Below are 12,271 nucleotides of genomic sequence, written 5' to 3'. Positions count from 1 at the left end.
GCTGCCGCCGCAGGATCCACGGGGCAGGGGCTACGGCGCGCCGAACAGCTCGTTCTGCGCCGCGTCCAGCGCCGTCAGCACCGCGCCCCGCAGCACCCCGCCGCCGCCGACGACACCCGCGCGCACCCGCGTCCGCAGCGGCGACAGCCGGGCGACATGGTCCTCCACGCGCCGGGCGAGCCCATCGCCCCCGGCCCGGCCGACCTCACCGCCGAGCACCGCGCACCCCGGGTCGAGCACCGCGCAGATCGCCGCGACGCCCAGCGCGATACGGGCAGCCAGCGCGTCCAGGAACGCCTCGCCGCGCTCCCCCGCGTCGAGGGCCGCGCGGATCGCCGCCTCGGCCGCGCCGGAGCCCTCCGTCCCCGCACCGCGTTCGCCGCCCGCCGCGGTCTCCAGGCCGTACTCCTGGGCGAGTTCGCAGACCGCGCCGCTGCTCACCAGGGAGTGGAACCCGCCGTCGCAGCCGGTGGCGGAGGGCAGCCCCGAGGTGCCCGGGACCGGCAGAAAGCCGATCTCCCCGGTGCCGCCGGACGCCCCGCGCCGCAGCACCCGGTCGAGCACCACGGCCGCGCCGATGCCGTGGCCGAGCCACAGCAGGACGAAGGTGTCGCGGTCCCGCGCCGTGCCCATCCGCTGTTCGGCGACGGCCGCCAGATTGACCTCGTTCTCCAGCAGCACCGGTGCCGCGAGGTCGGCGTGGAGCGCGGTGGCCAGCTCGCGGTGCCAGGAGGGCAGTCCGCCGGTGGAGTTGAGCTCTCCGGTGGCGGGGTCGATGAGACCGGGCACCCCGATGCCGATGTGGTGCAGCCGCGCCGCCCCGGCCCGCTCGGCGGCCCGCTCCACCAGGGCCACCGCGGCGGCCACGGTACCCGCCGGATCCCCGTCCGGGGCCACCGGAAGCGACTCCTCCGCCTTGGTCCGGCCCAGCAGATCGGCCACGCATACGGCCACGCTGTCCGTACGGACGTCGACCCCGGCCACATGCGCGCTGTCGGCGACGATCCCGTACACCCGCGCGTTGGGCCCCCGGCGCTCCGCGCCCGACTCCCCCACGACCGCCACCAGCCCGGTCTGCCGCAGCCGCTCGACCAGGTCCGCGATGGTGGGACGGGACAGCCCGGTCAGCGACTTGAGCTGCCCCGCGGTCAACGGCCCCTCGTCCTTGAGCAGATGCAGGGCGAGGCGGTCGTTGATGGCCCGCGCCGTACTCGGTGAGGCGGTGCGGCCCGCCACGGACACGCTCGTCGACGTCATGCCGGGATCCTTCCAGAAGGCCACGGGAAAAGCCCTATCTATCAGGGACCCTTCCTGATAGTTTCCCGTGGACCACGGCACGGGCCGGCGCTACGGGGAGGGTGCGACAAGCATGAGCAGGCTCAAGGAAGCGGGGGCGTCCGAGATGCGCCCCGTACGGCGGGCGCGGATCGCCGTGGCCGCGGTGTTCGCCGTGCACGGCGCGGTGACCGGCAACTTCGCCACCCGTATCCCCTGGATCCAGGAGCGGCTGGACCTCAGCGCCGGTCAACTCGGCCTCGCGCTCGCCTTTCCCGCCATCGGCGCCTCGGTCGCGATGCCCCTGGCCGGGCGGATCAGCCATCGCTTCGGCGCCCGCGCGGCGCTGCGCGGCCTGCTCGCCCTGTGGACCGCCTGGCTGGTGATGCCCCCGCTGGCGCCAGGGCTGGTCTGGCTGTGCGGGGTGCTGTTCGTCTTCGGCGCGACGGCCGGGACGTCCGACGTCGCCATGAACGCCCTCGGTGTGGAGGTCGAGAACCGCCTCGGCCGCTCCATCATGTCCGGGCTGCACGGCATGTGGAGCGCGGGAGCGCTCACCGGCTCGGCGGCGGGCACGATCGCCGCGCACGCCGAGGCCGACGCCCGGCTCCACCTCGGCATCGCCGCCGGGGTCCTCACGGTGCTCGGCGCGGTGGCCTGCCACTGGGTGCTCGACCTGCGCAGCGCCCCCGAGGAGCACCCGCCGCCCCGGTTCGCCCTCCCGCCCCGCTCCGCGCTGATCATCGGCGCGGTGGGATTCTGCGCGGTCTTCGCCGAGGGGGCGAGCCTGGACTGGTCGGCGGTCTATCTGCGCGATGTCATGGACTCCTCCCCCGGTGTCGCCGCCGCCTGCACCACCGCCTTCTCCTGCACGATGGCCGGTGCCCGGCTCATCGGGGACGCGGTGGTGGGCCGCTTCGGGCCGGTGCGGACCGTACGGACCGGCGGCCTCCTCGCCACCGTCGGCGGCATCCTCGTGGTCACCGCCCCCGGCGCCGGCCTCGCCATCGCCGGATTCGGCCTCATCGGCCTGGGCATCGCGGTCGTGGTGCCCCTGGCCTTCGCCGCCGCCGGGCGCAGCGGCCCGGCCCCCAGCCAGGCCATCGCGGGCGTCGCCACGATCACGTACACCTCGGGGCTGATCGCTCCGGCGGCGATGGGCTCGATCGCGGACCTGACCTCGCTGACGATCTCGTTCTGCCTGGTCACGACGTTGACGCTGGGGCTGGTGGCGGGGGCGGGAGTGCTGCGGACCCCGGCGGGGACGGACGCCACGGGCCCCGCCGTGGACCCTGACCCGTCCGCGTCCCGGGCCTCCCTTCCCTGATGGGGACCCCGACGGAGACGATGCCACGGACCCCGCCCCGCAGCCCGACCCGTCCGCGTCCCGGGCCTCGCTTCCCTGACCGGAGGGGAGGGCAGGCGCGCCGGTCCCGGGCGGCGCCACTGTTCGGTGAGCGCCGAAGTGATCCGGCTCTACGGTCGGTGACATGAGCGACCTGAGCGGCGCCCCGGCGCCCGACCGCCACACCGCCTTCCACCGGCTCCACCACGGCGAGCGCCCCCTGCTGCTGCCCAACGCCTGGGACCACGCCTCCGCCGCCGCCCTCGTCCGGCGCGGCTTCCCCGCCATCGGCACCACCAGCCTCGGCGTGGCCGCGGCGGCCGGGCTGCCGGACGCGACGGGTGCCGCCCGCGAAGTGAACCTCGCCCTCGCGCGCGGCATCGCCCGGCTCCCGGCGCTGGTGAGCGTCGACATCGAGGGCGGGTTCGGCGAGCGGCCCGAGGAGGTCGCGGCGCTCGCGGCCGAGCTGGACCGGGCCGGGGTGGTCGGCGTGAACATCGAGGACGGCCGCCCCGACGGCACCCTCACGCCCCTGGCCCACCAGTGCGCGGTGCTCGCGGCCGTCAAGGAGCGGGTGCCCCGGCTGTTCGTGAACGCGCGGACCGACACCCACTGGCTCGCCGCGATCGGGGGCGGCACCCCGCCCTCGCTGTCCGCCACCGCCGAGCGCATCGAGGCGTATGTGCGAGCGGGCGCGGACGGGATCTTCGTGCCCGCGCTCACCGATGAGTACGACATCGGCGCACTGGCCGACGACCTCGGCGAGACCCCGCTGAACATCCTCTTCACCCCCGGCCGCCACACCTACGAGCGGCTCGCGGAGCTGGGCGTGCGGCGGATCAGTTGCGGTTCGCTGCTCTTCCGGGCCGCCCTGGACCGCGCCGTCGAACTGGCCTGGACGATCGCCCACCCCGACGCCCCCGCCCCCGCCCATCAGCCCGCCGACCTGCCCTCCTACGCCGAGGCACAGTCACTGGCCGAGGAATTCGCCCAGGGCGTCACCGAGGTCACCCCCACATAGCTGCAAGCCTCATATTTTCGGCCAACCAACATTGCTGCGAATTCCCCGTAGCGATGAAGTGGAGCAGTCATGGGCCTCGGCGTGCGCTGGACCCTGCACGGTGATGGGCGGAGCCCCTGCCGTGGCCGCCGCTGCCGGTTCTGACCGCCTGGACGGCCGCCCCGCCCAGTCCCAGCCAGTCATCGCCGACACCAGCGGCGAGGGCCTGGCACGGTTCTGAACGAGCACCGGGAGACCTGACACTCCAACGTCACCTCGCAGCCGCCGACCCTGGCACTAACAGATCAGAAAATGAATCTGTTATTAAATACTAACCGTTAGAGTTATGGTTGCCTGCGTGAAGCGGGGTGAGCTCGCCGAGTCCGACGGTCCGGCGCCCGGTTGGCCGTCTCCCGTCGTCGGCTGTTCTCACCACCACACCGGACGGCAAGGGGAGGAACGATGCGCACTGTGATCGTGGGAGCGGGTCTGGTCGGGCTCACCACCGCGGCCTCGCTGCGGCTGATCGGGCATGAGGTCATCGTGCTGGAACACGCGCCGCAGGTGCGGGCCGCCGGGGCCGGCATCGCCCTGTGGCCCAACGCGCTGCGGGAGTTGGACACCCTCGGCGTCGGCGACGACGTCCGGCGCATGGGCAAGACCGTCGACGCATGGTTCTTCGACGCCGCCGGACACCCGATGCGCGCGGCCGGCTACGACCCGGCCGTCCACCAGCTCCTGATGGTGCCGAGGCCGGACCTGAACAACCTCCTCGCCGACACCTTCGGCAGGGACCGGATCCGCCTGGGAACACACGTCACCGGCTTCACCGAATACGACACACACGTGGAAGTGCACCTCGCCGACGGTGCGCCGCTGCGGGCGGATCTGCTGATCGGAGCGGACGGTGTGTACTCCGACGTGCGCGCCGCCCTGGAGCCCGGCAGCACGGCGGTCAAGCATGCCGGCAACTACGCCTGGCGGGCCGTGCTGCCCTCCGGGGACGAGCGGCCGGAGGGCACGTTTGTCACGATCGGCCCCGCGCGGACCCGAGGCGGCTACACGCGAGTCACGCAGGGCCGGACCATGTGGTGGGTCGCCCAGTTCGACGCCGGTGAACTAGTCGGCAGCAAGAGGGATCGGGCGCTGCGGCGGGCCCGCAACGTGGCCGAGTCCGGCTGGCACGACGAGCTTCTGGAGATGATCGCCGCGACGCCGGAGGAGTCCATCCTGGAGAATCAGATCATGCTTGTCCCTGAGCTGCGGCGCTGGACCACGGACCGGGTCGCGCTGATCGGGGACGCCGCGCATGGCCTGTCCCCGCACATCGCGGCGGGCGGCACCCTGGGCATTGAGGACGCCGGAGTGCTGCGCGCCGAACTGGCGAGCGGATCCGCCACAGCCGCCTCCCTCGCCCGCTACGAGAGCGCCCGCCGAGTCCGGTTCGAGCAGGTGCGCGAGCACTCCGCCGCGGTCGAGCACGCCAACGGGGCCGCCGAGTCCGCCGAGCGCTATGCCGCCTTCACTCACTGGATGATCACCACCACACCCACTACCTGATCCCGGCCCAGGACCGTCATCCGCGGCAGCCGAGGTCATGGCTGTGCTCGGGGGTGTCGAAGCGTGCTGGTGAGCAGGGCCGGCCGACTTCGCCGACGGCCACGCATTTGCCAGATGGCCCCATCCACGCCAGGGCGGTGACTAAACGTTGAAGCGGAACTCCACCACGTCGCCGCCCTGCATCAAGTGCTCTTATCGGGCGCTGCTGACGCCCTTGTCGTAGTCGGTGGTGCCGCCGTCCAGCAGGGGAGGCTGCTGGGTTCCGGCGGCCTTCGAGAGCCAGCGCAGGGCGTGGTAGCCGGTCAGGACTATGAGGGTGCCCAGCGCGATGCCGGACAGTTCGAAGTTGTCGGTGAACTTCAACGAGATGCCACCGATGCCGATGATGACGCCGGCTGCGGTCGGCACCAGGTTGAGGGGCTGGGAGAAGTCGACCTTGTTGCGAACCCAGATCTGCGCGCCGAGCAGCCCGATCATCCCGTAAAGGATCACCGTGATCCCGCCGAGGACCCCGCCGGGGATGGCCGCGACGACAGCTCCGAACTTCGGGCACAGCCCGAACAGCAGCGCAAAGCCTGCGGCGGCCCAGTACGCGGCGGTGGAGTAGACGCGGGTCGCGGCCATCACGCCGATGTTCTCCGCATACGTGGTCGTCGCGGGTCCCCCGACCGCGGTGGACAGCATGGTCGCCGCGCCGTCCGCGACAATGGCCCGGCCCATCTGGTCATCCAGCGGATCCCCCGTCATCTCACCGACCGCCTTGACGTGCCCCGCGTTCTCGGCGATGAGCGCCACCAGGACGGGCAGTGCGACCAGGATCGCCGAGACGGAGAAATTCGGGGCGTGGAAGGTGGGCACGCCGATCCAGTCGGCCTTGGAGACCCCGGAGAAGTCGATCCGCCAGTGATCGGTGATCTTGCCCGACCCGTCCGCCGAATGAATCCTGCCCACGGTTTTGTCGAGGATCCAGGACAGGCTGTACCCGAAGACCAGTCCCAGGAAGATCGCGATGCGCGCCCAGAAGCCGCGCAGCACTACCAAGGCAAGGCCGGTGAACAACATGGTGGCCAGCGCCGTCCACTGGTCCTGGGGCCAGTACGTGGAAGCTGTCACCGGGGCCAGGTTGAAGCCGATGAGCATGACCACCGCGCCGGTCACCGCAGGCGGCAGCACCGCATGGATCGCCCGGGCGCCCAGTACATGAATGGCGATGCCGCACCCGGCCAGACACGCGCCGACCACCAGCAGGGCGCCCGTCAGGGTGCCGGCATCCCCGCCCTGGCTCGCGATGACCGCGGACACGCCCACGAAGGACAGCGACGATCCCAGGTAGCTGGGGATGCGTCCACGGGTCATCAGCAGGAACAGCGCCGTCGCCGCCCCCGACGCCATCAGTGCCAGGCTCGGGTCCAGGCCCATGAGGACCGGGGCAACGAAACATGCGCCGATCATCGAAACGACGTGCTGGGCACCCAAGCCAACGGTGCGCCCCCAGGACAGACGCTCATCGGGCCTGACGACCTCGCCGGGCCGCAGGTGCTTGCCATCGCCGTGCAGCTTCCACCCGACGCCCGCCATGATCACTCTCCGCTTTCCTATAGCCCGCGCGCCGCGGAGCCGAAGCGATTAATAGCCGAACACACCCATCGAGACAAACCGAGCCAGTCGACGCATAGCGAGTGGCGCTCCGCCCGGCACCCGTCAGCACTGGGCACTGGACCGTCGAATCAGGCCGGCGGGCTGACCAGCAGGCGACAGAGTCTCGCTCAGCACAGGGCATACCGGCCCCGACGCAGCTACGCAGCCTCACCGCCCAGCTCGCCGAGCTCAAGCAGCGGCACCGCGACGAGGTCCAGACCCTGAGGCAGGCCCTGGACCCTGGATAGCCGCCCAGAGCGAGAACCTCGAAACTGCGGCGCCGCCCTCGGCCCCCGGCACACCACCCATCCCGGGACGTCCTGACGGCGATCTTCTGCCGTAGTCCGGCCTCAGTGGGTCGCCGCGACCGCAGTGGTGCGCCAGGCCCGCTCGATCTCGGCGGTCGGAAATGGCGTCCGCTTGCTCTCGGTGAGCAGACGGCGGGCGAACCCGCCGAAGATCACGGCAGCTCGGGAATGCCGGTCGATGATCGCGGCGATCTCGCGTGGGACGCCATCGGGCCGGTGGCCTGCGTCCCACGCGCGCAGGAACGCCTCGTATTCCATATCGCCGCGCAGGCCATCGGGCAGATGGTGGCGGAGTAGATGACTCGCAGTATGGCAGCGGTCATACGAAAGATGGCCGGAGAGGAACTCCGCCTCGGCCGCTGACAGTTCGAAGCCGGAGCTCAGGGCGAGTCCGAAGTCCGCGAAGTAGAGCAGCCGACCGTCGGTCAGGACATTGGCGAAGTGGGCATCGAAGTGGACGAGTCCGTGCGAGCTCATGAAGGCAGTCCCTCGCGAAAGGGCCTCCTCCACCCATGGGTACGGCGAGCCCTCGCTGACCTCCGGCGCGGCGGTCCGGTAGTCGTGCAGCCAGTCGGCGAGTGTCTGCGGGACGTGTTCCAAGAAGAGGACCAGGCTGGACGAAGACCGGCCGATAGCCTCCAGCCGCCCACGCACGGCCGATGATCCCTCCCAGCGCACGACCGCCCCGTCAATGCCCCCGAACTCGTCGGCGACCCCTTCGGGAGGGGAGTCGGGCAGGATGCGCCAGTGGTACATCAGCGGAAAGCCCTCGTACTCGTTCCCGAGGACCCAGTTGGTGGTCATGACGTGCACGGCCAGCTCCCGCCAGGCCCCGAACCCCGCTGAGCCCACCCCGTACTGGTAGAACATCGGCAGTCCGAAGAGGTTCGCCGTCGACCGCGTGTTCTCCGGCCGCAACTCGGTGTCCGTCAGGGGGATCCTCTTGACGAACACCCGCATGCCGTCGATGTCCAGCTCCGCCGACCTGCCGCCGATGCCGGATCCGCGCGGGGCCGCGGCGGCCACGACCTCGCCGAGCCGACGGTCGCTCAGCAGGGACAGGCGCGTGGCCACGGTCCCATACGTGGCGAGCCGCGCGGCATACCGCGGGTCCGGGTGGTGCATCGACGACTCCTCGGTGCCAAGAGCCAGGGCTTCGGCGTGCTCGCGGACGTGGTCGACCCTATCCGCCGGGACTGTCGAAGGAGCGGGTGCTCGAAGTGGCGGCGGTGCCGGGCGGGGTGCTGGGCGGGATCGCCCTCGGCACGATCGTGGTGCTGCTCGGCTACCACGTCCTGCGCGCCCTGGCCCCGGCCCATCTGAAGCCGCAGGAGCCCCTGCTGGACGCGGGCACCAGCGGATACGACGACGACCGCCCGGCCTGACCGCCGGCGGACCTACCCCCGCGGGGCGAGATCCTGTCCTCCCCGCGGGGCGAGGTCCTGAAGGCCCACCACCCGGAGCAGTTCGAGCCGCTCGGCGGACTCGCTGCCGGGGCGGGCGGTGTGGACGATCAGCCGCTGGGCGTGTTCCGAACTCAGCAGGACCTCGCAGTCCAGCTCCATCACGCCCACCACCGGGTGGACGAACCGCTTGACCGAGGAGTGCCGTACGGCCACCTCATGGGCCTCCCACAGCGCCGCGAACTCCGCGCTCACCGACAGCAGTTCGCCCACCAGGGCCGCCGGGCCCGGGTCGTCGGGGCGGGCCGCGAGCACGGCGCGGAGGTTGGCCACATGCAGCCGGGCGTGCTTCTCGATCTCCTCGCCCGGGAAGATCCCGGGGGCGCCGGAGGCGGCGTCGGGCCGGGTGAAGAAGCTCCGGAGGATATTGCGGTCGCCGAGCGGCCGCGCCATGATGTCGCCGACCAGCGCCGCCGCCATCGCGTTCTGCGCCAGCACCTCGCCCCAGTCGGTGATCACCTGGGCCGGGGTGTCGTACAGCCGGTCCAGCACCCTGAGCAGACCGGGCCGCACATGCTCCGAGGTGCTGCGGTCGCGCGGCGGCTCCTCCCCCACCAGGTGGAAGAGATAGTCGCGTTCGTCGTCGGTGAGCCGCAGCGCCCGGGCCAGCGCGGTCAGCATCTGGCGGGACGGGCGCGGGCCGCGGGCCTGTTCCAGCCGGGTGTAGTAGTCCGGCGACATGCCCGCGAGCTGGGCCACCTCCTCCCGGCGCAGTCCGGGCGTACGGCGCCGGGGACCGGCCGTCAGGCCCACCTCGGCGGGGCCGAGACGGGCGCGGCAGCGGCGCAGGAAGTCCGCGAGTTCCGATCGATGCACGCTCCCATGGTCGCCGGGCCCGCGCCGCGTATCCAGGGTCTGCCGATCCCTGGATGAGGAGGTCTCTCCCGGCCCCGCCGATGCCGCCGCAGGCTGAGGCCGAGCGAACGAGACGAAAGGCGGATGCTGATGCCCTTGATTCTGGTGACGGGTGCGACCGGCCAGGTGGGACGGCGGTTCACCAAGCGGCTGCTGGAGCGGCCCGCGGCCGGTACCGAGGTACGGGTGCTGGTGCGCGACGAGGAGCGCGGTGCGCCCTTCGCGGCCCAGGGCGCCCGGCTCACGGTGGGCGATCTGCGCGAGGAGAAGGATCTGCGGAGGGCCATGGAGGGGGTGCACGCCGTGGTCAACATCGCGGCGGCCTTCCGCGGGGTGCCGGACGAGGAGGCGTGGGCGGTCAACCGGGACGCGGCCATCGCGCTCGGGCGGGCCGCGGTCGAGGCCGGGACGAGCCGGTTCCTCCAGGTCAGCACCAATCTGGTGTACGGCGTCCCGCGCGGGCGGCCGCTCACGGAGGACGACGAGAGCAGGCCCGGCGGTCTGCTGTGGGGCGCGTACCCCCAGTCCAAGGCCGAGGCGGAGCGGGAACTGCTGGCGCTGCACCGCGAGCACGGCCTTGATCTGCGGATCGGCAGCCTGGCCTTCGTCTACGGGGACGGCGACCCGCATCTGACGAACATCCTGTCGCACGCGGCGGCATGGGCCGGGAACCAGCGGCTCGCCATGGTCCACCACGCGGACGCGACATCGGCGCTGCTGCGGCTGCTGCGCGCCCCGGGCGGCACGGCCGGCGGCTCGGTGTCGGGCCGCAAGTACAACATCGTGGACGACGCCCCGGCGACCACGGTCGAGCTCTACCAGATCATGGGCGCTCCGCTGCCCGGGGGCATGACCGAGCGGACCGACGAGGACCCCTGGTTCGGGATCACGTCCAACCTCCGGCTCCGCGACGAACTGGGCTGGCGGCCGCTGTATCCGTCGATGTGGACGGCACGCGACGCGGGGGCGCTGTGATACGCGGTTGACGGGGCGTTAGACCGTCCAGGGGAAGCGGCGGTGTACGGCGGGACCGCGCCCGTCCGGCCTGCCACCCTGGCGTCCATGACGATGCCCACGCCCATGCCCACGCCCGCGCGGCCCGCGCCGCGCACCGTGAGAAGCGTCGTGGCGCGCATGAGCGCGCTCGGCGCGGGGCTGCCGCCGGGAGACGGGGTGGCGGTCTTCAACGGGGTGTATCTGTCGGTCACCGAGGAGGTCGGCCGCCGGCTCGCGGACGGGTACTTCCACGACCCGTCCGCCACCGAGGAGCTGGACGTGCGGTTCGCCGGGCGCTATCTGGCGGCGGTCGACGCGGTGGCCACGGGCGGGCGGCCGCCCGCCTGCTGGCGGCCGCTGTTCCAGTTGCGGGGCCATCCGGCGGTCCGCCCGGTGCAGTTCGCGCTCGCCGGGATCAACGCCCATATCGGCCATGACCTGGCGCTCGCGCTGCTGGACACCTGCCGGGCCCGGGATCTCGAACCGGACGCCCTGGAGGGCGACTTCGACCGGATCGGCGCGCTGCTCACGGGGCTGGAGGAGCGGATCCGGGAGGAGCTGATGCCCGGCCCCGACCTGCTGGACGTGGCCGATCCGCTCACCCATCTCGTGGGCTCCTGGAGCCTGGAGAAGGCGCGGGACGCCGCGTGGGCGGCGTTCCGCGCGCTGTGGGGGCTGCGCGGGGTACCGGAGCTGGCGGAGGAGTTCGCGGAGCGCGTCGATACGACCGTGGGCCTGGTCGGGCGCTTTCTGCTCACTCCTCTGCCGGCGGCGTAGGCGGCCCGCCGACGGCCTGACGGCTCACCGACGACGTAACGGCCCGCCGACGGCCTCACGACCTGCCGTCGGCGGCACAGTCCTGGGATCGGCTCAGTCCTCGGGGAGTTCGACGGGCGCGATCTCGTCGTACAGATCGCCCGGCCCCGGGTTCTTCGGGTCGGTGGCGCCGCCGAAGCGGTGCATCACGCCCCATACGGCGTTGAGCGCGGTCTGGATGGCGCCCTCGGCCCAGCCCGCCGTCCAGGAGATGTCGTCGCCCGCGAGGAAGATGCCGCGCTTGTCGGCGGGCAGCCGGTCCTGCATGAAGTGGGTGAACAACCGGCGCTGGTAGCGGTAGTGGCCGGGCAGATTGGCCTTGAACGCGCCCATGAAGTACGGCTCGTTCTCCCAGGACACGGTGACCGGGCTGCCGATGATGTGCTTGCGGATGTCGACGTTCGGATAGATCTCCGAGAGCGACTTGAGCATGACCTCCATCCGCTCGTTCGCCGACAGCGGCAGCCACTTGAGGCTGTCGTCGCACCAGGTGTAGGAGAGGCAGATGACGGCGGGCCGGTCCGGGCCGTCGTCCAGCAGATAGGTGCCGCGGGTCATCCGGTCGGTGAGCGTCATGCTCATCGTGTCCCGGCCGGTGATCTCGTCCTTGTCCAGCCAGAACGGCCGGTCCACCGGCACGAAGAGCTTGCTGGACTCCATGTAGTGGGTGCGCTCGATCGCCGTCCAGTGGTCGATCGGGAAGAGCGAGTCATCGCAGTCGATCTTGGAGAGCAGCATCCAGGACTGCGCGGTGAAGACCACCGCCTGGTACGAGCGGATGTCGCCGCTCGCGTCCGTCACCACGACGCGGTCACCCGCGGCCCGGTGCAGCCGGGTCACGGCCGGGCGGGGCGCACCGCCGTGCAGCGAGGACAGCGAGGTGCCCTGGGACCAGTGGACGATCTTCTCGGGCTCGCGCTCCCACAGCCGCAGCGGCAGTTGCTGGCTGCCGCCGACGATGCCGCGGTGGTGGTCGTCGGCCTCGGTGTAGACGACCCGCAGGATCTCCAGGATG

At 71.9% G+C, this 12,271-nt stretch carries 10 protein-coding genes and 1 pseudogene; 6 read left to right on the top strand and 5 right to left on the bottom strand.

All coding sequences use genetic code 11. The features are described 5' to 3' along the window. Positions 1-30: 30 nt before the first annotated feature. Positions 31-1,257 (bottom strand): ROK family transcriptional regulator, encoded by a 1,227-nt coding sequence (locus KN815_RS25700; RefSeq protein ID WP_216344292.1) that lies wholly within the window; start codon positions 1,255-1,257, stop codon positions 31-33. Positions 1,258-1,369: 112 nt separating this feature from the next. Here KN815_RS25700 and KN815_RS25695 point away from each other — a divergent pair, with 112 nt between their 5' ends. From KN815_RS25695 to KN815_RS25685, 3 genes are all read left to right on the top strand, one after another. After that, positions 1,370-2,602 (top strand): MFS transporter, encoded by a 1,233-nt coding sequence (locus KN815_RS25695; protein WP_216344291.1) that lies wholly within the window; start codon positions 1,370-1,372, stop codon positions 2,600-2,602. A 163-nt stretch (positions 2,603-2,765) separates the two neighbouring features. Next, on the top strand, positions 2,766-3,641 hold the full coding sequence (locus KN815_RS25690) for an isocitrate lyase/PEP mutase family protein (protein ID WP_216344290.1): 876 nt from the start codon (positions 2,766-2,768) through the stop codon (positions 3,639-3,641). Between the two features lie 441 nt (positions 3,642-4,082). Next, positions 4,083-5,180 (top strand): FAD-dependent monooxygenase, encoded by a 1,098-nt coding sequence (locus KN815_RS25685; RefSeq protein WP_216344289.1) that lies wholly within the window; start codon positions 4,083-4,085, stop codon positions 5,178-5,180. 192 nt (positions 5,181-5,372) lie between these two features. On the opposite strand, the gene KN815_RS25680 is transcribed toward KN815_RS25685, so the two are convergent. Together KN815_RS25680 and KN815_RS25675 are read right to left on the bottom strand one after the other, a co-directional pair. Further along, positions 5,373-6,758, bottom strand: coding sequence for a uracil-xanthine permease family protein (locus KN815_RS25680; protein WP_216344288.1), 1,386 nt, complete (start codon positions 6,756-6,758; stop codon positions 5,373-5,375). Positions 6,759-7,168: 410 nt separating this feature from the next. Next, positions 7,169-8,251, bottom strand: coding sequence for a protein kinase family protein (locus KN815_RS25675; RefSeq protein ID WP_216344287.1), 1,083 nt, complete (start codon positions 8,249-8,251; stop codon positions 7,169-7,171). Positions 8,252-8,370: 119 nt separating this feature from the next. Here KN815_RS25675 and KN815_RS25670 point away from each other — a divergent pair. Then, a pseudogene (locus tag KN815_RS25670) lies at positions 8,371-8,511 on the top strand (nitrate reductase); the annotation flags it as partial. Positions 8,512-8,523: 12 nt separating this feature from the next. Here the strand turns inward: KN815_RS25670 and KN815_RS25665 are convergent. Next, positions 8,524-9,405, bottom strand: a complete 882-nt coding sequence (locus KN815_RS25665; RefSeq protein ID WP_216344286.1) for a helix-turn-helix transcriptional regulator — start codon at positions 9,403-9,405, stop codon at positions 8,524-8,526. A gap of 129 nt (positions 9,406-9,534) precedes the next feature. On the opposite strand from KN815_RS25665, the gene KN815_RS25660 reads away from it, so the two are divergent. Further along, positions 9,535-10,419: an NAD-dependent epimerase/dehydratase family protein gene (locus KN815_RS25660; protein ID WP_216344285.1), complete on the top strand. Its 885-nt coding sequence runs from the start codon at positions 9,535-9,537 to the stop codon at positions 10,417-10,419. A gap of 87 nt (positions 10,420-10,506) precedes the next feature. Continuing rightward, the gene (locus KN815_RS25655) at positions 10,507-11,217 is read left to right on the top strand and encodes a DUF5995 family protein (RefSeq protein WP_253209241.1); all 711 of its coding nucleotides are present in this window, start codon (positions 10,507-10,509) and stop codon (positions 11,215-11,217) included. A gap of 93 nt (positions 11,218-11,310) precedes the next feature. Here KN815_RS25655 and KN815_RS25650 read toward each other — a convergent pair. Further along, a partial coding sequence (locus KN815_RS25650; protein ID WP_216344284.1) for a flavin monoamine oxidase family protein occupies positions 11,311-12,271 on the bottom strand: 961 nt, incomplete at its 5' end.

The organism is Streptomyces niphimycinicus (assembly GCF_018883605.1).
GTDB lineage: Bacteria > Actinomycetota > Actinomycetes > Streptomycetales > Streptomycetaceae > Streptomyces > Streptomyces niphimycinicus.
The sequence above is the reverse complement of the archived record's forward strand: the minus strand, read 5'-3'. Positions and strand labels throughout refer to the sequence as shown.